Source organism: Dyella tabacisoli, from assembly GCF_003350925.1.
Lineage (GTDB): Bacteria > Pseudomonadota > Gammaproteobacteria > Xanthomonadales > Rhodanobacteraceae > Dyella_C > Dyella_C tabacisoli.
This window is the reverse complement of the sequence record NZ_KZ857179.1, coordinates 260,219-283,072: the sequence shown is the minus strand read 5'-3', so window position 1 is coordinate 283,072 and position 22,854 is coordinate 260,219. Positions and strand designations below refer to the sequence as shown.

Sequence of the window (22,854 nt, the reverse complement as noted above, 5' to 3'; positions counted from 1 at the left end):
CGGATGTCGATGCCTTTTCGCCAGGGCAGGAAGCCCTGTCGAAAAGCCCGGCCAAGCCTCACGCACTCGTAGGGCAGGATGCCCGGAGAGCGCTGCATGGGGGTGGCCTTCTCTTTGGTTACTTTCTCTTGGCCATTCAAGAGAAAGTGACTCGACCACCGGCAGGTGGCCGAAAACCGCCGCAGGCGACAACCTAGCGACACCCCCAACTAAAACCCAATCTCAGGCACCAACCCCAGCAACCGCGCAGCCAAATCCCCCTCCCCCTCCAACAACCGAAACCCAGAAAAATCAAACGCCGGCGCCACCAGACAAGTACACAGCGCATACGCGCCCAACGGTCGCGCCGCCTGCCAGGCATGCGCAGGCACCACGCACATCGACTCATTGCCATCGATACCCGCAGGGCCCAGCCGATGCCGTTGCAGTTGATCGGTATCGGCGCGGTAAATCAGCAACTCCAACGCCTCGCCCTCGACAAAATGCCAAGCCTCCTCGGCATCCACACAATGCCAGGCACTGAATTCACCGGCGGCGAGCAGAAAATGGATGGCGCTCAGTGGTGCGCGTGGGGCACCCGGCGGAGCCGGTGGCGGGTAAATGCGCCGGTAGTGACCGCCCTCGGGGTGCGCTTGCAACGCCAGTCGATCGATTAACGTCTGCGCAGTCATCCGATCAACCTGGTTCAGATTAGCTTGATGTTGTTTCATCGCGCGGCCGCACCAGCCAGCGCACCGCCAAAACACCGACCTCATAAAGCAGGCACATCGGTATCGCCAACATAATCATCGAGGTGATATCGGGCGGGGTGATAAAGGCGGCGATGACGAAGGCGCCGACAATGGCGTAACGACGACCATTGCGCAGTTGGTCGATGCTGACCACGCCGATCGCGGCAAGAATCACCACCGCCACCGGCACCTCGAAGCACAGGCCGAAGGCGAAGAACATCAGCATGACGAAGTCGAGGTAGTGGGTGATGTCGGTCATCATCTCCACGCCCTCGGGCGTTACGGCCACCAGGAAGCGGAATGCCGCGGGCAGCACCAGGAAATAAGCGAAGGCGCAGCCGATGTAGAACAACAGCACCGCCGCCACCAGCAAGGGCCGGGCCAGGCGTTTTTCGTGTTTGTACAAACCGGGGCTGACGAAGGCCCATAGCTGATACAGAATCACCGGCATGCTGATAAACAAGGCGGTATAGAACGCCAGTTTCAATGGCGTCACGAACGGGCTGGCAACTTCAGTGGCGATCAGGTGGGCGCCTTGCGGCAGCCGTGCCACCAAGGGCGCGGCCAGCTCCGCATACAGCCGGTTCGCAAACGGCATCAGCGCCAGCAAGACCACCACCACGGCGATCACCGCCTTCATCAGGCGTGAGCGCAGTTCGATCAGATGCGAGAACAAGCCTTCTTGCAGACCTTCTTGCAACTCATCGGTTTCGAGGCGCGCGTGCTCGGGGGTGTCGTGCTCAGGTGCCGCCATGCGGAACTTCCTTGGGCGGGCCGTCATGAGTGGATGGGCTGGTGAGCGCTTCGGTGGGCGTACCGGTGGATGCTGTTTCGGCATCGACCGGCGGCGAAGCGGTGCTTGGTGCGGCGATGGTGGCGGCCTGGGCGAACGGTTCGCGCACTTTGTTCACCGTGGCATTGAGTTCGGCCTGGGCCGCTTCGGCACGTGCCGCCGCTTCACGGGCGTGTCGCTTGATCTCTTCCACTTGCAGTTCGCGCTCTACCTCGGCGCGTACATTGTCCCAACCGTTGCGCGCACGGCGTAGCAAGGCGCCTGCGGTGCGTGCCACGCCGGGTAGTTTCTCCGGGCCGAGCACGATCAGCGCGACAAGCGCGAGCAGCACCAGCTTGCCGAAGCTGATCTCGATCATGGTCTAGAGCGTGTCCTGCGCTTATTTCGATTCGCTGGAATCGTGCTGATTCGGTGTGGCCTGGCTGGGTGCCGCCTGACTCTGTGTGGTGCTGGCGCCGGGTGTCGGGTCTGCCTGCAGACGCTGCTCGTCCTTGGGCTTGTCGCCGTCGCCGCCGTCCAGGCCTTTTTTGAAATCGCGCACGGCGCCGCCAAGGTCCGAGCCGATGTTGCGCAATTTTTTGGTGCCGAAAATCAGCACGACCACGACCAGAAGAATAATGAGATGGGTAATGCTCATGACTTATCTCGAAAGCGAAAAGAATAGTGAAGGGTGCAGCAGGCGAAAGCATCGGCGTTTGCCCATGCCCGCTTGCCGGTGCTGCACGAATCCAGGTCAGCGCTGAGTGTACTCTTCCAGGCGGTCGCGGAAGTCGACCACGGCGCTGGGCACGTTGCTGACACCACCCTCGAAAATGCGCCGCGGGGTGATGCCCGCACCATAAATTGCCACATTGGCGTCATAGTCGATGCGCAGCGCCGAACCATCCAGCGCCACGCCGGCGAACAAACCGCGCGAGCGCGAGTAGGAGTAAATCTCGGCTTTCAACTGGCTATCGGTAGCGGCGGTGGCGGTGCGGCCGACCGGGCCGGCCGCCGCGGAAGCATCGGCGCCGATGGTGAATTTGCCGTTGACGATGGAATCCACGCCGCGCTGGGTACGAAATACCAGGATCACGTCGGTGGACGACACGCCGATCTGAAAACCGACGCTGCCGCCGGTCATGGTCACAAAGCTGGGGTTGGACCAGGTGCCGTCCGGGTTTTTCACCGAAACCAGCCCTTCGCCACGGCGACCGCCGAAGATAAAGCCGGCCTTGACCATGTCGGGGATCACCGCAATCGCATGCGCTTCCTTGAGCAGATCGGTGGGGATCGATTTGTCTGGCGCGTCCATGATCTGTTTCAGCACGCGCACGGCGTTTTCCGCGCGGACCAGCGGCGGGTCTTCGGCGTGCACGGCCATCGCTGGCAGCAGCAACAAGGCGATCAACAACCAACGACGCAGCGATGCTTGAAACATGGGTAACTCCTGATCTTGATTCGAATGATCTTGACTCGAACTTAAGCGACGGGCACGCCGGCGCGGCCTGTGACCACACACCTGCGACAACCGACGCCTACGGCATGGCGAACGGCTTATGGCAGACTCACTCGACTTTGACTTCGCCGACACAGCCGCCATGCCATGCCGCGAGCACTATACCGGCCTGGCCGGTCATTCCCATGAATCTATCCGTTAAGAATCCGTCCGTTAAGCAGCAAGCCGTTCAGGCCGGCGTACTGCTGGTCAACCTCGGTACGCCCGAGGCCGCTACCGCGCGCGCGGTGCGGCCCTATCTGGCGCAGTTTCTCGGCGATCCACGGGTGATCGAGTACCCGCGCTGGTGGCAGCGCTGGCTGTGGAAACTGATCTTGCATGGCGTGGTTCTGCGGGTTCGACCGGCGCGTTCGGCCCATGCGTATGGCCGTATCTGGACGGCGCAAGGTTCCCCGTTGCGCAGCGGCAGCGAAGCGTTGGCGGCGGGCTTGCAGGCGGCGTTAAAGCAAAAGGCACACGGATCGGTCCGGGTCGCGCTGGCGATGCGTTACGGCGAGCCGTCGGTAGCGCGGCAGATCAAGCAGTTGCAGAGCGAAGGCGTGCGCCGGCTGCTGGTATTGCCGTTGTATCCGCAATATTCGGCCACCTCGACCGGTTCGGTGATCGACGCTGTCGCTGACACCCTCAAGACGCTGCGCTGGCCACCGGAACTGCGCATGGTCAACGACTATCACGACGACCCCGCGCATATCGAGGCCCTCGCGCGCAGCATCGAAGCCTGGTGGGCGACGCACGGGCGCGGCGACAAACTGCTGCTGTCGTTCCATGGCATTCCCGAGCGCTATGTGCGCGCCGGCGATCCCTACTTCGACCAATGCCAGGCCACCGCACGCCGGCTGGGTGAGCGGCTGCAACTGGATGCATCGCAGCTTGTCGTCAGTTTTCAATCGCGCGTGGGTCGCGAGCGCTGGCTGCACCCGTACACCGACGCCAGCGTGCGCGAACTCGCCGCCGCCGGCGTAAAAAAACTCGATGTCGCCTGCCCCGGCTTCGCCGTGGATTGCCTGGAAACGCTAGAAGAAATCGCCATGCAGAATCGCGATTTCTTCATCGAGGCGGGTGGCGAGGATCTACGCTATATCCCCGCACTCAACGACAGCGCCGAACAAATCGAGAGTTTGGCCGCCTTAATCTTGCGACATGCCCAGGGATGGCCGGAGTTCGACCATGACCACACCGACTGAACTATCCATCGAGCTGCCATCGCTTACGCTGCGCGCACAGGCCTGGGGCGATGCGTCACTGCCGCCGCTGCTCGCCCTGCACGGCTGGCTGGATAACGCCGGCAGTTATGCATTGCTGGCGCCGCTGCTGGCCGATCGCTGGCAGGTGATCGCCCTGGACCTTCCCGGACACGGCCACTCCGATCATCTGCCGGCCGATGCCCACTATCACTTCGTTGACTACGTGCGTGCCGTGCTGGCCGCCGCCGACGCGCTCAAGCTGGAGCGCTATGCGCTGCTTGGCCACTCGCTCGGCGCGGGTATCGCGGCCCTCATTGCGGCCGCAACGCCGGCACGCATCGAGCGGCTGCTACTGATCGAAGGGCTGGGCCCGATCGGCGACGACGGCTCTCACACCTTGCAGCGTTTTCGCGATGCGCTCATGCCGCAGCGCGCGGCGAGCAGACCGCTGCGTTCGTTTCGCGACATCGCGCAAGCCATCAGTGCGCGAACGCTGGCCAGCGGCTTACGCCCTGAACTGGCCCGTCCGATTGTCGAGCGCGGCCTGTTTGAAACCACCCAGCCGCCAGACGAGCCGCTGCAAAACAAGCCGCTCCAAAACAACATGGGCTTGAACTGGCGCAGCGACCCGCGGCTCACCCGCTCCACGCCGGTGCGCCTCGCCGAAAGCCAGGTGCATGCCTTGCTTCACGGCATCGAAGCACCCACCGCCTTGCTGCTGGCGCAACCCGCCACGCCGTACCTGCCCAGCCACCCGATGCACCTTCGCGCCGCCTGCGTTGCCAACATCGCGGTGAGTCATATGGATGGTGGCCATCACCTGCATCTGGAGCATCCGCAGGCCGTGGCCGATTGGATTGGCTCGCGCCCCTGACTGACGGCACATTCCCTCGCATAGACGTACCGTAAACTGCGGTCATGCAACATCTGCTACGCGCCAACTACGGATCGCCGCTGCACTTACGCTCAAGTAGCGGCATGCAGGTATCGACGACGAGCTATGCCGGCGATTCCAGCCTGCCCTTGCACGAACACGACGATGCTTATCTATGCCTGGTTGCCGAGGGTCACTACACCCAGCAGGCCAGTGGGCGCGATGCCGATTGCCGCAAGGGCATGTTGCTGGTGCATCCGCAGGGTCATCGCCATGCCAACCGCTTCTCGGCCCAGGGCGCGCGTTGCCTGAGTATCTTTTTATCCAGTGACTTGAGCGCCGGGGAGGGCATGCGGCGATTGCTCGGCGATCACCATGTGCTGCAGTTACCCGACGCCATGCGCCTGCTGACGCGCATCGAAACCGAGCTGGCCGCCACCGACGATGCGGCAGCGCTCGCGCTGCAATCGGCGGTGTTCGAGCTGGTGGCGCAAGCATGCCGACATGACCAGGGCACTCAGCGACCGCCCTGGTTGAAGCGGGTGATGGAGCGGCTGCATGACGATCCACTCGCCGCGTTGTCGCTGCAAGAGCTGGCCGCACTCGCCGGCGTGCATCCGTCGCATCTGGCGCGACGCTTTCAGCAAGCGCAAGGCGTGTCGGTCGGCGAGTATCAGCGCGGCCTGCGTGTCGAACTGGCGCGCGAAGCCTTGGCCGACCGCAACCGCTCCATCGCCGACGTCGCCGCCGCGGCTGGTTTTACCGATCAAAGCCACTTCGCGCGGGTGTTCAAGCGCATCAACGGCGAAACGCCCAGTGACTTTCGGCACAAACTGCAAAATGCGTCCTGATACATCAATAGCGTCCTAGACCGGCGTCAACGGCTTGGGCAGCATGGCGCCATCTCCGCACGGAACGTTGCCATGCACACGATATCCCGCTCACTGAGCTGCCTGCTGCTCGCCGCACTACCCGCCTTCGCCACGGCATCGACCACCGACACCACCGCTTTGCTGCGCGAGGTGCGGCAGGCCTATGGCGGCGACTCCTGGATTCACGTCGGCGGCTTAGTCGTCGAGGGCAAAGAAACCGCCGATGGCTTGATCGGTGAATCACACAAAGCGGTCGATCTGCGCAATGGCTACTACAGCGCCAGCTCACGCAACCCCGTGTTTGCCGGCGCGGACGGCTTCGATGCTCAAGGCCGCTGGCATCAAGACATTTCCGGCCTGATCCATCCGCTTGACTCCGACGAAGCAAAAACCGTGGCGATCAGTGAGAACTGGCTGGGTCGCTTTGGTTTTCTCCACTCGCAATCGGCCAGCTTTCGCCCGTTAGCGGACGGCGAAGAAAACGGTCATCGCTATACACGCCTTGAAGCGACGCCCAAAGGTGGCCGCGCCGTTACCTTATGGATCGACCCGACCACCCACCGACTCGACCGCGCCGTCTGGCAAAGCTCGTTTCTTACCCAGACCCAGCGCTACAGCGACTACCGCACCGTAAACGGCTTGCTGTTGCCGTTTCGCATCAACTCGTCCAGCGCCACCGTGATTGGCACGGCCGACGGCGACAGTGTGGAATCCATCGATCGCTACCGGCTATTGCCCGACGCACCCGTCGATGCGCTGCAACGCCCGGATGGCAAGGTACGCGACGTGACGATGGCGAACGGCGCCCCGCAAGCGACCACACCGATGCACCTGGAAGGCGGTACCTTGCTGATCGAGGTGAGCATCAACGGCAAAGGACCGCTGCCCTTCATTCTCGATACCGGCGGCCACGCCATCCTGACTACCGATGCGGCGAAAAAGCTCGGCTTTCAGACCCAGGGCAGCGGCACCAGTACCGGCTCCGGTCCGGGCTCGATGAGCACGGCTTACACCAAGGTCGAACACCTGACGATCGGCGCTGCCGACATTCGCGACCAGACGTTTCTGGTGATGCCCTACCCTTATGAGTTCTACCAGCGCGGCGAAGGCCGCGAACCGATCGCCGGCATCCTCGGCCTAGAGATTTTCGAACGCTTCGCCGTCACCTTCGACTACGACCGGCAGCAACTGATCCTGCAGCCTTACGACCGGGGCGAAGCACCGGCCGCGGCAAAGGGCGACGTATTGCCGCTGCGTTTCACTGACGACATGCCGCTGACCGACATGGCTTTGGATGGTCATCGCGGCATATTCGGCGTCGATACCGGTAACTCCGGCTTACTGCTGACCTTTCCGCAGTGGGCCGAGCGCAATGGCATCGCCGACCGCTACGCCCAGGGCGCACCGATCCCAACGGGCGGCGTCGGCGGTATGTTCACCGCGCATATCGCCCACGCTCGCTCAGTGCAGTTGGGCGAGCAGAAACTGGACAATGTCGTCGCCATGCTGACCCGTTTTGATGCCGGCGCCACCGGCAACCCCAGCGAAGCGGGCAATCTTGGTCAAGACCTGCTGGCTCGTTTCAATGTGCATTTCGACTATCGCCGCCAGCACATGGTGCTGATGCCGCGCGCCGCCGTGCCGGCCTGGCACTACGCGATGGCCGGCTATCGCGCCAGCAAGAAACAAGACCAGCCCGACCGTTATCAGGTCGGCTGGGTGATGCCCGATGGCCCTGCCGCAAAAGCCGGCCTGAAGAAGGACGACGTCATCGTCGCCGTCAACGGCAAACCAGCGGCGGCACTAGGCTTTGACGATCTGCGCGAGCTCAGCATGAATCGGCCGGAAGGTACGCCACTGAAACTGAGCCTGGCCGATGGCCGTGCGTTGGACATGAACCTGCACGATGTCGCGCCCAAATAACACTTGAGCGCCTCCCCTCCTCGTTGAGGGGAGGCGCGCACAAGTCAGGGCTTGGTCAGGCCCAACACATCGAGGCCTTGTTCAAAAACGATATCTACCGGGATTTTCGCCGTTTGCAGCCGCTTCAAATCACTGGCGAGTTCGGCATCGACATTGCCCATGCTGTCGGTGAGTTGTTTGGCGGCATCGTAATCGCCGTTGCCCTGGATGGTCAGCAACTTGGCCGATAACGCGTTCATCGCCGCGGTCATCTTGTCGAAATCGACGCGGTAGCGGCCGCTGCTCGCATCGCGGCTGAAAGCGCCCTGCTGCTTAAAGAAGTTGAAGCGCACCATGTTCGCCTTGGCATGCGCATCACTGGCGCCAAAGCGCACCGAACGCAGAATGCCGGCAAGAAAGGTGACGTAGTTGTCCATCAGCTTGGCCTTGTCCAGCTCGCCCTTCTCGGCCAGCTTGGTGACCATATACAAGCCGAGAATGTCCGCCTTGCCTTCTTCAAAGCTGGATGCCTGATCTTTCAGCGCGGTGCGCACCATGCCTTTGTCGGTCAAGGTGTTTTTGATGCCCAGGCCATGCGCCACTTCGTGGAACATGGTGTTTTCGAAGAAGGCATCAAAGGTGAGATGCGATTGCTGGTCATCGGCGATCAACACTTTGGCGATCGGCAACATGATCTGGTCGAACTTGGCCTGCATGACGTTTTCGAGCTGCAGCCGACGGGTGCCTTTCTTAAGCTGCACCTCTTCGTCGTTGGGCAGGTTGATCGCGATGGTCTTGGCGCCGACGTTGGCATTGCCGGCGTAGTACACGGCGAAGTAGGCGTTGAGGTCGGCGTCGGAGCCCGGCTTCTCGGCTTTGTATTTGTCGTCCACCGGCAAGCCGCGCTGCAACTCGGGCAGGTATTTCACGAAGCGCGCGAGCTTGGCGCTCCAGGCCTGGTCTTTCAGCAACACATAGCTTTCATAGCTGGTTTTGTAACCGAACAACTGGTCTTCGTAGGTTTCGATCGGGCCGATCACGATGTCGACCGGATTGCTCTTCATCGCCATCCAGGCAAAATCGCTAGGACGATAGTCGTCGCTGAGCAAGGCATCGGCGCGCAGCTTGAGGTAGCGCGCGAAATCTTTGTCGTCCGATAGTTTGGCCGCTTCGCGCAGCAGGTCGGCCGCCTTTTGCAGGTCGGTTTGATAGGCCTGGTGATACGGCACGCTGACTAGCTGATGCTGGGCATCGCGACGCAGCACGGTGTACTGCGAGGTTTTGTCTTTCAGCGGCGCTTGCTCGAACTCGCTCTTGCTCATGTCCGCCGGATAAAACTGCACACCGGGCGGACGCGGCCCCACCCCGGCAACGAAGGGCTGATCGTTGTCGAGCCGATCCCAGGGGCCGTAATTGATCTCGGCAAAGTGGCGCGTGTTCTCGTCTGACAGTCGCTGCATCAGCGCGGCCTTGTCGCCCCACGACTGTTGCCAATACAGGGCGTTAGTCACATCGGCCGCCTGGATCAGCAGCGCAATCATCTGTTTCTGCTTGGCATCGAAGCTGGACAGATCGGCGCTGAGCTTCACCGTCGCGTAGTTGGCCAGACGCTGTTGCGCCGATTCCGCATCAGTCGATGCCGGCGCAGGTGCGGTTGCGGCGGGCGCGGGTGTAGCTGTCGTTGATGCCGGCGCGGGCGGCGCAGCTTCGTGCTGGGATGAATTACAGCCGGCTAATGCGGCGACAAGGCTCAGGGCAAGCAGACGGCGATGCATGGTTCGTCCTCAGTGATGGCGAACGCGCATGGTAACGCGATGACTTGAGAGTACCCCTCCCCTGCGCAGGGGGGCCGAATGAGGCGAGCTTTTAGCTCCTCCCCCTGCTGGCAGGGGGAGGTTGGGAGGGGGTGCGGCTTGCGTACCGTGGCAGAATCCACCGATGCGTATTTATCTGGTTGGCGGCGCGGTCCGCGACAAACTCCTGGGGCGACCGTTGGTCGATCGCGATTATGTGGTGGTCGGCGCACGCCCGCAGGACATGTTCGCGCTGGGCTACAAGCCCGTGGGCAAGGATTTCCCGGTGTTTCTGCACCCCAAGACCGGCGAGGAATACGCCCTGGCGCGTACCGAACGCAAGACCGGCCACGGCTATCACGGCTTTGACTTTCAAGCCGACACCACGGTGACGCTGGAGCAGGATCTTGCCCGCCGCGACCTCACCATCAATGCCATTGCCGAAGACGAACACGGCGTGCGCGTCGATCCTTATCACGGCATCGACGACATCGAGCAACGCGTGCTGCGGCACGTTTCACCGGCCTTTGCCGAAGATCCGGTGCGTTTGCTGCGCGTGGCGCGCTTTGCCGCACGCTTCGCGCCACTAGGTTTCACCGTCGCCGACGAAACCATGACGTTGATGCGTGAGATGGTGGCCGCCGGCGAAATCGATCACCTGGTGGCCGAACGGGTCTGGACCGAAACACGTAAGGCGCTTAGCGAGCCGCAACCATCGGCGTTTTTGCGCGTGCTGCGCGAAACCGGCGCGCTGGTGGTGCTTTTCCCCGAGATCGACGCGCTCTACGGCGTGCCGCAACGGGCGGAGTTTCATCCCGAAATCGGCACCGGCGTGCACATCGAAATGGTCTTGGACATGGCGGCACAGATCGCCCCACGTGACGACCTGGTCGGCTTTTGCGCGCTCACGCATGATCTGGGCAAGGCCCTGACGCCGACCGATCAGCTACCGCGACACGTCGGCCATGAACACCAAGGCGTGGCGCCGCTGCGTCAATTGTGCGCGCGGCTAAAGGTCCCTACCGAGCATGCCGCACTGGCGGAACTGGTGTGCCGCGAACACTTGAACATGCATCGCGCGTTTGAACTCAAGCCCGCTACCGTGTTGAAGCTACTGACCTCGCTGGATGCTCTGCGTCGCCCCGAACGGCTCGACACTTTTCTGGCCGCTTGCGAGGCTGATAAGCGTGGCCGGCTTGGTCACGCTGACGATGATTATCCCCAGGCCGCCTATTTGCGTGCGGCACGCGACATGGCAGCGGCTGTGACCGCTGCGGCTTTTGTGGCCCAAGGCCTGCATGGGCCGGCGATCGGCGCGGCGATGGAAAAAGCTAGGATCAAAGCCATTGGTGAGCTAAAACCAGGGAAATCCTAAGATTCGCGCTATATAAAGATACGATTCGTCGTTGTTACTGTATAACAGAAACCGTTTTGCCTACTCAGCTTTGGAGCCGCCCGTGCCAGCCACCCTCGCCCCGACCTCACCGCTACGCCAGCGCTTTCGTCCGCTTTGGTGGCTAGGCATCAGCTACATCATTATTGGCGCCATCACCCGCATCGTGCTGCTGTGCATGAGCGGCACCGACAATGTGCCGCTCAATCCGCTGTCGTGGGCTTATGCCTTCGGCGTGGGCCTGGGCTACGACTTGATGACCTTTATCTATGTCGCCTGGCCGCTGGTGCTGTTTCTGTGGTTGATGCCGCGCCGGGCTTATCTGTCGCGCCCAGGCCAATGGCTGCTTTACCTGCTCGGTCTGGTCTTGCTGTTCGGCCTGCTGTTCGTAGCCATCTCCGAGCTGGTGTTCTGGGAAGAGTTCAGCACGCGATTCAACTTCATCGCGGTGGATTACCTCGTCTACACCACCGAAGTAATCGGCAATATCCGCGAGTCGTATCCGATCGGTTTGTGGCTGGGCCTGCTCGCCGTGGTGACCTTCGTCATTGTGCTGCTGACCCGCCGGGGATTGCTGGCTGCCGACAAAGGCACCCGCTTCTGGCAGCGCAGCAAGGTAGTGCTGGTGTGGCTGATACTCACCGTCGTCACCGTGGCCGCGTTTAAGGGCACGCTGAAAGACCGCACCGCCAACGCCTACGTCAATGAATTGTCCGGCAACGGCATCTACGAGTTCTTCGCCGCCTTCCGCAGCAGCCATCTCGATTACGCGCGTTTCTACAAAACGCTGCCGGAAGACCAGGCCTTCCGCGACTTGCGTGAATTGGTCAAAACGCCGGAGGCCACCTATATCAGCGACGATCCGCGTGACCTCACTCGTGAGATCCGTCGCGCCGGCCCCGAAAAACACCTCAACGTAGTGCTGGTGAGTATCGAAAGCCTGTCCGCCGATTTCTTGCAGACGTTCAAAGGCACCCACGGCAATATCACGCCGAGACTGGATGCCTTGGTCGATCAAAGCATGTTTTTCGACAATCTCTACGCCAACGGCACGCGCACGGTGCGTGGGCTGGAAGCGCTGGCCTTGTCGGTGCCGCCGACGCCGGGCGATTCGATCGTCAAGGCGCATAACAACGAGAACCTGTTCTCGCTGGCCAGCGTCTTCAACGACCGCGGCTATCAATCGGACTTTGTCTACGGTGGCTACGGCTACTTCGACAATATGAATTATTTCTTCGGCAACAACGGCTATCGCGCAGTCGATCGCAACAGCATCGCCAAGGGCGAAAAGATTCACAGCGAGAATGTGTGGGGCGTGGCCGACGAAGATCTCTACACGCTTGCGCTCAAGCAGATGGACGAAAGCCATGCCGCCGGCAAGCCGTTCTTTCTGCATGTGATGACCACCTCCAACCACCGGCCATTCACCTTTCCGGCCAATCGCGTGCCGCAAGCCAACGGCACCCGCGAAGGCGCGGTGGCTTACACCGATTGGGCCGTGGTCGATTTCATCGAACGGGCACGCAGCAAGCCGTACTTCGACGACACCATCTTCGTCATCACCGCCGACCACTGCGCCTCCAGCGCCGGTCGCAGCAGCGTGCCGATCAACCGGTACCACATCCCACTGTGGATCTACGCGCCCAAGCACATCCAGCCGCAGCGGGTGGAACGCTTGATGGGACAGATCGACATCGCCCCGACCCTGCTCGGCATGCTCAACTTCAGCTACCGCAGCCGCTTCTTCGGCGCCGATCTGTTCCAACTGGAGCCGGGCCGCGAACACGCCTTCCCGGCTACCTACGAAAAACTCGGCTACCTGCGCGGCGACGTGCTCACGGTGCTCGAACCGCAGCGCAAGCTGGAACAAGTCCATCCTGACTTCATCACCGGCGACGCCACCGCGATCCACCCGGTGGACGGAAAGCAGGTCGATCAAGCCGTCGCCTACTATCAAGTTGCCGCGAGCCTGCTCAAGAGCGGTCAGCTACTGCGTCGCAAAGAAGACAGCACGCCTGTCAAACCACTCGACCTGCCCGTAGCCGACATTCCAGCCGCCACCAGCGCGCATTGATTGCATACCGGCGACGACCATCCGTCGCCGGTTATTGGCTTGCGATCCCCTGCTGGCACAAGGTAAAACCCCTGCCTCACGCCTCATCACGTCAGGGATGATTTACATGCCGTTATCGCAACGCCCCTTTTTGCGTTTGTTCGGCGCCCTTTTGCTGATTTGGCTACTGCTGAATCTGCCTGTATTGCTGGGCCTGCGCGTCTTGCCATGGGATGCCATCAACCAGTTCTATCCCACGGTCTATTTCAATGCGAACACCTTGCGCCATGGGCTTGCCCCGTGGTGGAACCCGTATATCTATTCGGGTTATCCGCAAATCGCCGATCCGCAAGGCATGTTGTTCTCCCCGCTCTTGATGGGCTGGATGCTGCTGCGCTCGAACCCGAGCGCCAGCTGGTTCGCCTGGGGCGTATTGCTGCATCTGCTGATGGGCGGGACAGCCATGCTGGCTGGACTGCGGCGCAGCGGCGCGAATACTTTCGGTGCGCTGATCGGCGCTGTCGTTTTCATGGCGGACGGGGTTGCTGCTGCCCGGCTTGAACATACTCCCATCGTGCTGGCCTACGCCTATGCGCCAGTCGCATGGCTCGCTCTACGGCATTTCATGTCATCGCCGAACTGGCGCAGTGGTTTATGGTTCGGATTAGCCTCTGGCGCGCTGATAACTCAGCTGGTGCAACTCACTTATTTGCTGGTGCTGATGCTGGTGATCTATGCCATCGCGGCGACCATCGCGCATTGGCGCCGCTACAGCGCAATAGATCGCCGGCGTTGGTGCGCAGGCATGGGGATAGCGTTGCTGGTTGCCGTGGCCCTTGGCTTGCCGCAACTACTGCTGAGCTGGGCCTATATAAGTGTTTCCAATCGCGCCGTGCTGCCGCTTGACGCGGCAACGGTTACATCACTGGATAGCCGTGTCTTTCTAAGCCTTTTCGATCCCAATGTTTGGCACGCCTTGCGTGGTCAGTACAACGGGCCAGCAAGCCGGGCCGAGGGATACCTCTATCTTGGCGCTGTACCGACCCTGCTGCTGATGGGCCTCGGCCTGGCTTGGAAACAGCCGCAGCAACGGCGCCAACTGCTTTTCTTCGCTGCCGTCGCCCTGCTTGCCTGCCTCTATATGTTTGGGGTGAATACCCCGTTCTACGGCTGGCTGTATTCGTGGCTTCCGGGCATCCAGCAGTTTCGACGTCCTTCGGATGCTGCCTACCTGCTCAACCTGTCATTCGCCGTTTTTATAGGATTGGCAGCTTCGCATCTCGATCTGCATTCTCGTCGCCACGTGATGTGGCTGCTGGCCCTTGCCACCGCCTGGCTGGGGCTGGCCAGTCTGCATATGCGCGATGTGGGCGTGCGCTGGCAATCACCCACGATTCTTGCCTTTGTATTGGCATGCATCGCGCTATGGCACGTCGGGCGATTCGCTACCAAAGCGCGCCACCATACGTTCTGGCTGCTGGCGCTGTTGGTGGCCGATTATCGTTGCTTCAATCTCAACGGCACCTTCAATCAAGGTCGCGACCAAGCACGCAGCTTCATACGCGACGAAGCAGTGAACCGTCTGGCGGAGCAACTGAAATCCGAGCCAGGCACGCTCCCACAACGCATCGAAACCGTCGAAGCGGGCGTGTATTGGGACAATCTGGTGGTACTGCGCGGCCTATCATCGACGCAGGGATATAACCCGCTGCGTTACGCCCTCTACGATCATTGGTATGGCGCCCGCGACAGTGGCAGCTTGCCCCGGCCCAATACCGCCTTCAATCCAGCACCCGACAGTGACTTGAGCGCATTGCTGGGCGTCGGGTATCTGGTCAAGGGCCTGAAGGAGAACGCTTCTTCATGGTCCCCGCCACGCGGCTACGAGCTCAGCTTTGCAACAACGAAGGTCGAGGTATGGCGTAACACCGGGGCCTATCCGCACCTACTGACGCCAGTAACCGCCCGTATGCAGGATGACGCATCATCGTTATCGCCCGAGAATTTTTCCTCGACCGATTTCCGTGAAACGATCTGGCTGACTCCACGCGACGAGCAAGATCGCCTGGCGGCCGAAGCGAACATGGTCAACTGCGGCCATCGCCTTCGGCTGCTGGAAAGTCACGCCACGCCGACTCAGCTTACGATCCATGCCCATGCCAGCGAAGGTCCAGGCTGGCTGGTGCTCAGCGAACTCGACTTTCCCGGCTGGGAGGCCACATCCGATGGCCTAGCGCTGCCCATCCACCGCGCAAACGGCATGTTCCGCGCCGTTTGCGTACCCACCGGCGAACATAGCGTGCAATTCACGTTCCATCCGTGGGCGATGGTGGCCGACGCATGGCGACGGACGCGACATTAATAACATCGTTAAAGCCGCTCCCCCTGATCGGCGGCAAACAACTCCGCCGCCAACGGCACCACACTCAACCCCCGCGCCAACAACATCGCCTGAAAGCGCTCCCCCATCTGATCGGGCAACGTGAGTCTTTTCACCTGCTGAGCAAGGCGATAACGCGATGCTTCATCGGGCGCCTGCTCATACGCCTGCTCGAAAGCCTGCTGCAAATCGGCGGCTATCAAGAACTGCGCCTGCGGCAAATAAGCTACGACACCAAAGCCCGCGCTATTGCCGGCTTCGGCCAGCGCCGTGAAATCCACCGACGCGGTGAGATCGTTCAATCCGGGTAGATACAACGGATCGTTATGCGCACGATGACGGTAGTGCGCCATCAAGGTGCCGTCGCGGCGATCCGGCAGATAGAACTCGCGGCGCACGTAACCATAGTCGACGAACAACATCAGGCCCGCTGTGAGCGAACCGGCTACCGCCTGTATCCAATACGGCAATTGCGGCAGGATCTCGGAGCGATAGCCTTCGCTGAAATCGCTGCCGAGATCGCGCTCGACATGGCGCACGGCGCCAGCGACCAGCGCGTCGGCCGGGCGATCCACGCGAACCAGGCGACCCTCGCCATCCAGTGCCACGTGCTCCTCATAGACCTCGCCGGCGCGCATCGCAAAGCGTGTCGTCGGCAACGCGTCGATCACTTCGTTGGCGAACAACACACCGCGCCAGTCGGCTTCGGGCGGACGGTCGAGCCATTGCACGCGTGCGTACAACTCCGCCGGCAGCGCGGCGGCGAGGCGTTCGCGCTGGCGTTCGCGCAGGTCGGCGCTGGGCTCCAGGATCAAGTAATGCCGCGGCAGCGTATCCATCGCGGCCATCGCACGCAGTGCCGTTTCGGCGAATACGCCGCTGCCGCCGCCCAGCTCCAGAAAATCGGCCTCATCGCCGAGTGTCGCCAATACGGGCTGCACCGCGTTAACCACGCAGCGCGCAAACAGCTCGCCGAGTTCCGGTGCGGTGACGAAATCGCCGGCCTCGCCGAACTTGGTCGTGCCTGCGCTGTAATAGCCCAGGCCGGGCGTGTACAGGCAACGCTCCATGTATTGCGCGAATGACATCGGGCCGTGCGCAGCCAGTTGCTCGCGCAGTTGCTGCAAGAGTCGATCGGAATGCGCGCGCTCGTCGGCGCTGGGCTCGGGCAGTCTGGAATGCATGTGTAAAACCCTATTCGCGCGGCGTTCGCAACAGGCGCACCACCGCCTCGCGCGCTTCCTCCACGCCGGTGCCGGCCGACGACGAGAATATTTGCGCGGTGGCGGGCAAACCCTCGGGGAAACTTTTGCGCATGGCCAGCAAGGCTTGCGTCGCCTGGCCGCGCGAGAGTTTGTCGGCCTTGGTCATCAGCAATTGGCAGGGCAGATGGGTGGCGAAGCAGAAATCCAGCATCATCCGGTCGAATTCTTTCAGCGGATGGCGAATGTCGGCGATCAGCACCACGCCGCGCAGGCTGCGGCGCTGATGCAGATACAAGTCGATCTCTTGTTTCCAGTGATCGCGCAGCTCGGGCGGCACCTTGGCGTAGCCGTAGCCGGGAAGGTCGATCAGCCGCACGTCGAGGGGCGGCTGGCCCGCCTCTTGCGGCAACGGCGGCAGCGAGAACGCGACCATTTGCTGCGTGCGGCCGGGCGTCTTGGAGGTACGCGCCAGCCCACGATGGCCGGTAAGCGCGTTCAAGGCACTGGATTTACCGGCATTGGAGCGACCGGCAAAGGCCACTTCAGCACCGCTATCGGCGGGTAATTGGTTGATTCGGTGAGCGGCCAGCACGAACTGGGCGCCTTGGAGCGGATTGGCAGACATAGATAATGGTTTGACCGGCTACGGTGGCGCGGGGATAATTCCGAGGTTTCTGCCAGTTACGACCATCACAACGCGATGCGTCGTGCAGCCATAGCAGTATTTCTGGAGACAAGTGTATGAGTTTTCGGCCCGCCGGTTTTCGGCCCGCTGTTTTTGGCTACGCCGTAGCCCTCGCCTTCGCGCTAACCGTTAGCGTGGTCACGGCGCAGGATGCTAAACCGGCAACTGCCGCCAGCGCTGCAGCACCGGCAGCCGCCGGCGCCGCAGAGCATGCGGCTGCTCCCGCCACCGAGGCCACCGCTGCGGTGAAGCCTGGCGATGCTGCCGCAGGTGCCGGCAAGGCCGCTGCCTGTGGCGCCTGCCACGGCATGGACGGCAACTCCAGTGATTCGCAGTACCCGAAGTTGGCCGGTCAGCACGAGTCGTACATCGTGCGCCAGGTCGCCGATTTCAAAAGCGGCAAGCGCGCTAACCCCGTCATGATGGCTATGTCGGCCACGCTGAGCGAGCAGGATGTCCACGACGTCGGCGCTTACTTTGCCACCAAGACCTCGCTGCCCGGCGTCGCCGACGAGGCCCTGGTGGAGCATGGCCAGACGCTGTACCGCCAGGGCGATCCCACCCGCGGTATCCCGGCCTGCATGGCTTGCCACAGCATCGACGGCCGCGGCAATCCGGGTGCGATGTATCCGCAGCTCACCAGTCAGCATGCGCAGTACATCGAGGCCACGCTGAAGGCCTGGCACGACGGCACTAGCTGGGGCGACGACGCCCACGCGAAGATCATGCCGGGTATCGCGCAAAAGCTTGATGCCAAGGACATCACCGCATTGGCCAGCTATATCGAGGGTCTGCACGCCGCGGAAAGCGGCGCCGCCGCACCCGCTACGCCCTGATCGATGCCGCCGGCCCTGTGCCGGCGACATCACTTTTAGGCTTGCCGTTTTTGAAGCCATGCTGTTTTCCAGCACATTTGCCTGAGGTATCCCATGCTGAAGCGCCTACCGTTCCTGTGTGCCGCCCTGCTCGCGCTCGCCGCCTGCAGCAATAACAGCAGTGATAACGGCAGTAGCGCCGCACCACAGCCAGCAGCCGCTCCGGCCGCCAGCGCGGCGGCGGCACCAGCAGCACCGGCCGCTGCGAGTACCGCGCCGGTGGCTGCGGCGCCTGCGCCTGCCGGCACGGTCGCCACGCCACCAACCGCAACGCCCGCTGCAACGCCTGCCGCAGCTCCGACCGAAGCACCGCACGCGCCGGCAACCGCCTTCGTCGATAACGGCAAGTGGGTCGCCGGCAAGCACTACGACCTGATCGAACCGGCACAGCGCAAGCTGACCTCGGGCAGCAAGATCGAAGTGGTCGAGGTGTTTTCCTACGGCTGCCCGGCCTGCAATCAGTTCCACCCGATGGCCGACCAACTCGCCAAGAGCCTGCCGGCCGACGCGGTGATGGCGTACTTGCCGGTGTCGTTCAATCCGGCCGAAAACTTTCCGATGTTCCAGCGCGCCTATTACGCCGCCGAGGCGCTCGGCGTGGCGGACAAGGCGAACGACGCGATGTACGACGCGGTGTGGAAAACCAGCGAGCTGACCTCGCTCAAGCCCGGCGGAACAAGCCTCAAGCCGGCGTCGGCACTGCCGACCATCGATGACGCGGCCAAGGTCTACGCCAAGTTCGGCGCCGATCCGAAAGAGTTTGCCGCTGTCGCCGAGTCTTTCGCCATCAATACCAAGATGAAGCGCGCCGACGAACTGGTGAAGGCCTACGGCATTCAGCAGACACCGACCTTGGTGGTCAACGGCAAATACCGCTTCACGGTCAGCAGCGCCGGTGGCTATACGCAGAGCATCGAGCTGGCCAATTGGCTGGTGGCTAAAGAAGCCGCGGGCAAGTAAGCGTTTTGCCATATCGCATCGGCAAGCTGAAGCGCCGGTGCAAACATGGACTTAAGCGATTCCATCGACCCGAACGACACAGCGGCGCCAGCGCCGCTTCCACGGAGAGACATTCATGTTCAAGCGTTTCGCTCGTCTGCGCGTGCTCAGCCTGCTTGGTGGCTTGCTGCTGACCACGGCGTGCACTGCTTCAAATAACAGCGCGCAGGCACCGTATACCGAAAGCAAGGAGTACGTGACGCTGCCCGGCCCGGCTCACCGCTACAACGCGGACGGCAAAGTGGAAGTGGTCGAGGTGTTCTCCTACGGCTGCATTCATTGCGCGCACTTCGCACCCATCGCCGAAGCGATGAGCAAACAGCTACCGGGCGGTGTCGAGCTGAAGATGCTGCCGGCGGCCTTCAACGACGATTGGGCGATGTATGCCCGCGCGTACTACGCCGCGAAGAAACTGGGCCTGCTCGGGCAAACCCACCTGGCGCTGTTCAAGGCCAAGTTTGAAGATCACTACCCGCTCTCGTCCCTGGACGAGCTGGCCGATTTTTATGCGCAGAAGGGCGCCGACCGCGCCCAGTTCATGCGCGTCGCCAGCTCCGACGAAGTGACGGCGCAGATCAAGAGCGATGTCGCGCTGATTAAAGAATGGGGTATTACCGGCACGCCCACCATCGTGGTCGACGGCAAGTACCGCAGCGAAACCGTGCAGTCACTGGACCAGATGTCCGCCTTGGCGCAATGGCTGGCCAAGCGTGAATTGAGCGGCAAGTAAGCGCTTTATCGTAAAGCCGGCCGCCCGTGCCGGCTTTACCTATCGGGAGTGCCTGCCACCCCGGCATCCATTTTCGATAGCGATAGCCCCCCTTCCCCGCTACCGTATCGAAAATGACTCGCTCCGCCCCCGCCACACCGGCTATCCCCGAGCGACGCTTGCGTCTGCTTAGCTGCAATATCCTCGCTGGCGCCAGCGTGCAGCGCTATAGCGAATACCTGACCCGCAGCATCAACGCCGTACTCCCCGGCCGCAACAAGCTGGACAATCTCGACCGGCTGGCTGAAGTGTTACCGCAGTTCGATCTGATCGGCCTGCAGGAGGCCGATGCCGGCAGCTTGCGCTCGGGCTTTCTCAATCAAACCCGTTACCTTGCGGAAACCTCCGGCATGCCGTTCTGGAGCCATCAGCCGAACCGGCCGATGGCGCGCCTGGCGCATTCGGCCAATGGCCTGATTAGCCGGCTCGAACCCACCGAGGTGCTGGATTACCCGCTACCCAGCCGGATCCCCGGCCGCGGCGCCATGCTGGCCCGTTTCGGTGAGAAAAGCGAAGCGCTGGCCGTGATGATCGCCCACTTGTCATTGAGCGCACCGGCGCGAGCCCGCCAGCTCGCCTTTATCGCCGAAGTGCTGCAGGACTATCCACATGCGGTGCTGATGGGTGACCTCAACACCGACGCGCACAGCATCGAAATGCGTCATCTGTTCGCGAAATCCACCCTGCAACCACCGGCACATCCCACGCTGACCTTCCCAAGCTGGAAGCCGCGACGGGCGCTGGATCACATTCTCGCCTCGTCGGCGATTCATCTCGACAAACTCTGGGTGCTGCCGCAGGCCTTCTCCGATCACCTGCCATTGGCTGCGGAAATCCGCTTGCCCGGCCATATCGCACCGCGCGCGCACAAACTCCGTCAATGAAAACTAGCTTCCTGAAACTATCCCTGCCCTGGCTGCTGATAGCCCTGGCCGCCCTGCTCGCCGCCGCGCTGCGCTATGGCCTGATCGAGCCGGCCAATATCGAGCACCTGTGCGAAGGCGGCCACCACGATCCCGCCTGGTGCAGTTGGCGTCACGCCGTCGTGATCGGTTTTTTCACCTACGGCTATGGCTATGCCGCACTGGCCGCCGCCGCACTGGCGTTGCTATGGAAGCATCCCTTTGCGGCCTGGCTAAGTGGCGCCATCGGCGTGTTCGCCTTGCTGCTGTATTGCTACGAGGCTGGTGCGCTGGCCTTGCTGATCGGCAGCCTACGCCTGCTGCGCTGGCAGGCGAACAGCCTGGCGGCGGGCGATCAGCATGGGCACCGCGATCAACAGGTTCAAGCCAAGCCATAGCCAGGCGATCGGGTTCAGGCCGGCGTCCTGCAACACCACGATGACTGCCAACGGCGGCAGCGAAAACGCGAGAAAACGCTCTTCCAGCGATGGCCTCGAAGCATCGCTGCGCCCGGCCAGCCAGGCGACCAAGGCATAACCGATACACGGCAAGGCATACAGGCCAAGCGGAAAATCGCGGTAACGACCGTCGAAGACCAGCAGCAAGCCGAACAGCGCCAGCACGAACAACCAGCCGAAACGCAGCCAGCCGCCCGGTGCCGGGACCGGCGGCGCGCCGGCCAATCGCCCAGCTATCCATCGTGCCAGCACGATCGCCGTGCCTAAGCCGAACAGACAAGCGCCGATCGACACGCCCCATTCCAACCGATCGCGACAGGCATAGACCATTTGCCGCGCCTGCCATGCCAGTGCGGTGCCGCTGGCGAAACCGGCCAGCGCCAGGGCCAGCCAGCCGCGCATGCCGCGCCAAGGGCGACGCCACAACCCGGCCAGCGCAAACAACAGCGCCGCAGCCGCCCCGGCATACCAACCCAGTTTCCAACGCGGCTCTTCGACCACCGGGCCCTGCATGGCGAATTTCGGTTTCGCCTGCACATCGAACAGGCCCCAGTAGCCGCCTACCGTGCCTTCCTGCGCACGCTTCCACGGCTGATCGAAGGCTTCGATCACGTTGTAAGGCATGTCCACGCTGCCGGCGTAGTGCAGAAATTCACGCATATAGCGCGCCTGATTGACCACACTGGCGCTGGCCTCGCGACGCTGCTTGCCGGCGCTGGGCCAACCGGTCTCGCCGATCATCACTTCGCGGCCGGGAAACTCTTGCTTCATCCGCGCGTAAACATGGGCGACGTGACGCACCGCGCCCTCCGGCGGCACCGGCTCGTCTTCCCAATACGGCAGGATATGGATGGTGAGGTAATCCACCGCCTCGGCCATCTGCGGGTAGCGCAGCCAGAACTCCCACACATCGGCATAAGTCACCGGCACCGAGGTCGGCACGGCAGCGCGCACTTCGCGCACAAAAGCCGTCAACGCTTTCGGCGACAACTCCCCGCGCAGCAGCACCTCGTTGCCGACGATCACGCCACGCAATACCTGCGGGTTCGCTTGCGCCGTAGCGATGCCTTGCTTGATCTCCTGCGCGTTGGATTTGGCATCGCGCCCCAGCCAAATGCCCATCAACACTTTCATGCCATAACGACCGGCAATGGCCGGCACCGCATCGAGACCATGACTTTGCGAATACGTGCGCACGCAATCGAAGCGCTGCGACAACGCGCGAAGATCGGCGTCGATCCGCTGCGGGCTGACAAAAGCGTTCAAGTCGAACGGTGTCTCGCCCGGCTCGCGAAATGGCGCATAAGAAACGCAGCTAATGCGTGCCGATGGCGCCTCCGGCAAATCCACCGGCCGCCCGATATGCCACCACCACAGCGCACCCAAACCAGCGACGAGGCCGAGAATCAACCACGCCGGCCAAAGCGCGCGGGACGAATGCGAAGGCTGTGGCGGCATGGGGTTCCTGTTGGTCTGCGCCTGCTGTGG

The 22,854-nt window shown here is 62.3% G+C and carries 21 protein-coding genes; 12 read left to right on the top strand and 9 right to left on the bottom strand.

Going from position 1 to position 22,854, the window contains the following annotated elements; translation table 11 throughout:
* Positions 1–209 precede the first annotated feature (209 nt).
* From DVJ77_RS16215 to DVJ77_RS16195, 5 genes are all read right to left on the bottom strand, one after another.
* Positions 210–671, bottom strand: coding sequence for a cupin domain-containing protein (locus DVJ77_RS16215; RefSeq protein ID WP_114846556.1), 462 nt, complete (start codon positions 669–671; stop codon positions 210–212).
* A 19-nt stretch (positions 672–690) separates the two neighbouring features.
* On the bottom strand, positions 691–1,485 hold the full coding sequence (tatC, locus tag DVJ77_RS16210) for a twin-arginine translocase subunit TatC (protein WP_114846555.1): 795 nt from the start codon (positions 1,483–1,485) through the stop codon (positions 691–693).
* Positions 1,472–1,882, bottom strand: coding sequence for a Sec-independent protein translocase protein TatB (gene tatB / locus DVJ77_RS16205; RefSeq protein ID WP_114846554.1), 411 nt, complete (start codon positions 1,880–1,882; stop codon positions 1,472–1,474). Before tatB ends, tatC begins: the two co-directional genes overlap by 14 nt.
* A gap of 21 nt (positions 1,883–1,903) precedes the next feature.
* Positions 1,904–2,161 (bottom strand): Sec-independent protein translocase subunit TatA, encoded by a 258-nt coding sequence (gene tatA / locus DVJ77_RS16200; RefSeq protein ID WP_114846553.1) that lies wholly within the window; start codon positions 2,159–2,161, stop codon positions 1,904–1,906.
* Positions 2,162–2,257: 96 nt separating this feature from the next.
* The gene (locus tag DVJ77_RS16195) at positions 2,258–2,944 is read right to left on the bottom strand and encodes a lipid-binding SYLF domain-containing protein (RefSeq protein ID WP_114846552.1); all 687 of its coding nucleotides are present in this window, start codon (positions 2,942–2,944) and stop codon (positions 2,258–2,260) included.
* 203 nt (positions 2,945–3,147) lie between these two features.
* Here DVJ77_RS16195 and hemH point away from each other — a divergent pair, with 203 nt between their 5' ends.
* From hemH to DVJ77_RS16175, 4 genes are all read left to right on the top strand, one after another.
* Positions 3,148–4,206 carry a ferrochelatase gene (hemH, locus tag DVJ77_RS16190; protein WP_191983708.1) on the top strand — a complete coding sequence of 353 codons (1,059 nt, stop codon included), beginning with the start codon at positions 3,148–3,150 and terminating at the stop codon, positions 4,204–4,206.
* Complete coding sequence (locus DVJ77_RS16185) at positions 4,190–5,080, top strand: alpha/beta fold hydrolase (RefSeq protein ID WP_114846551.1); 891 nt, start codon at positions 4,190–4,192, stop codon at positions 5,078–5,080. Before hemH ends, DVJ77_RS16185 begins: the two co-directional genes overlap by 17 nt.
* A 44-nt stretch (positions 5,081–5,124) precedes the next feature.
* Positions 5,125–5,931, top strand: coding sequence for a helix-turn-helix transcriptional regulator (locus DVJ77_RS16180; protein ID WP_114846550.1), 807 nt, complete (start codon positions 5,125–5,127; stop codon positions 5,929–5,931).
* Positions 5,932–6,003: 72 nt separating this feature from the next.
* Positions 6,004–7,875, top strand: a complete 1,872-nt coding sequence (locus tag DVJ77_RS16175; RefSeq protein ID WP_114846549.1) for an aspartyl protease family protein — start codon at positions 6,004–6,006, stop codon at positions 7,873–7,875.
* Between the two features lie 44 nt (positions 7,876–7,919).
* On the opposite strand, the gene DVJ77_RS16170 is transcribed toward DVJ77_RS16175, so the two are convergent.
* A complete protein-coding gene (locus tag DVJ77_RS16170) occupies positions 7,920–9,629 on the bottom strand; it encodes a dipeptidyl-peptidase 3 family protein (protein ID WP_114846548.1) in 1,710 nt (569 codons plus the stop codon).
* A gap of 163 nt (positions 9,630–9,792) precedes the next feature.
* Here DVJ77_RS16170 and DVJ77_RS16165 point away from each other — a divergent pair, with 163 nt between their 5' ends.
* The 3 genes from DVJ77_RS16165 to DVJ77_RS16155 all read left to right on the top strand — a co-directional run bounded on the left by DVJ77_RS16165 (position 9,793) and on the right by DVJ77_RS16155 (position 15,455).
* Positions 9,793–11,022, top strand: a complete 1,230-nt coding sequence (locus DVJ77_RS16165; RefSeq protein WP_114846547.1) for a multifunctional CCA addition/repair protein — start codon at positions 9,793–9,795, stop codon at positions 11,020–11,022.
* A gap of 82 nt (positions 11,023–11,104) precedes the next feature.
* On the top strand, positions 11,105–13,114 hold the full coding sequence (locus DVJ77_RS16160) for an LTA synthase family protein (protein ID WP_114846546.1): 2,010 nt from the start codon (positions 11,105–11,107) through the stop codon (positions 13,112–13,114).
* A 106-nt stretch (positions 13,115–13,220) separates the two neighbouring features.
* The gene (locus DVJ77_RS16155) at positions 13,221–15,455 is read left to right on the top strand and encodes a YfhO family protein (RefSeq protein ID WP_162791525.1); all 2,235 of its coding nucleotides are present in this window, start codon (positions 13,221–13,223) and stop codon (positions 15,453–15,455) included.
* A gap of 8 nt (positions 15,456–15,463) precedes the next feature.
* Here the strand turns inward: DVJ77_RS16155 and DVJ77_RS16150 are convergent, their stop codons facing one another.
* On the bottom strand, positions 15,464–16,657 hold the full coding sequence (locus DVJ77_RS16150; protein ID WP_114846544.1) for a class I SAM-dependent methyltransferase: 1,194 nt from the start codon (positions 16,655–16,657) through the stop codon (positions 15,464–15,466).
* A gap of 10 nt (positions 16,658–16,667) precedes the next feature.
* A complete protein-coding gene (yihA, locus tag DVJ77_RS16145; protein WP_114846543.1) occupies positions 16,668–17,303 on the bottom strand; it encodes a ribosome biogenesis GTP-binding protein YihA/YsxC in 636 nt (211 codons plus the stop codon).
* Positions 17,304–17,419: 116 nt separating this feature from the next.
* Here yihA and DVJ77_RS16140 point away from each other — a divergent pair, with 116 nt between their 5' ends.
* The 5 genes from DVJ77_RS16140 (at position 17,420) to DVJ77_RS16120 (ending at position 21,306) form a co-directional block, all read left to right on the top strand.
* Positions 17,420–18,199, top strand: a complete 780-nt coding sequence (locus DVJ77_RS16140; RefSeq protein ID WP_114846542.1) for a c-type cytochrome — start codon at positions 17,420–17,422, stop codon at positions 18,197–18,199.
* Positions 18,200–18,292: 93 nt separating this feature from the next.
* A complete protein-coding gene (locus DVJ77_RS16135) occupies positions 18,293–19,198 on the top strand; it encodes a thiol:disulfide interchange protein DsbA/DsbL (RefSeq protein WP_114846541.1) in 906 nt (301 codons plus the stop codon).
* Positions 19,199–19,313: 115 nt separating this feature from the next.
* Positions 19,314–19,967 (top strand): thiol:disulfide interchange protein DsbA/DsbL, encoded by a 654-nt coding sequence (locus DVJ77_RS16130; protein WP_114846540.1) that lies wholly within the window; start codon positions 19,314–19,316, stop codon positions 19,965–19,967.
* Positions 19,968–20,080: 113 nt separating this feature from the next.
* Complete coding sequence (locus DVJ77_RS16125; protein WP_114846539.1) at positions 20,081–20,890, top strand: endonuclease/exonuclease/phosphatase family protein; 810 nt, start codon at positions 20,081–20,083, stop codon at positions 20,888–20,890.
* The gene (locus DVJ77_RS16120; protein WP_114846538.1) at positions 20,887–21,306 is read left to right on the top strand and encodes a hypothetical protein; all 420 of its coding nucleotides are present in this window, start codon (positions 20,887–20,889) and stop codon (positions 21,304–21,306) included. Before DVJ77_RS16125 ends, DVJ77_RS16120 begins: the two co-directional genes overlap by 4 nt.
* On the opposite strand, the gene DVJ77_RS16115 is transcribed toward DVJ77_RS16120, so the two are convergent.
* On the bottom strand, positions 21,220–22,824 hold the full coding sequence (locus tag DVJ77_RS16115; RefSeq protein WP_114846537.1) for a glycoside hydrolase family 17 protein: 1,605 nt from the start codon (positions 22,822–22,824) through the stop codon (positions 21,220–21,222). The two genes, DVJ77_RS16120 and DVJ77_RS16115, sit on opposite strands and share 87 nt — an antisense overlap.
* Between the last annotated feature and the right edge of the window lie 30 nt (positions 22,825–22,854).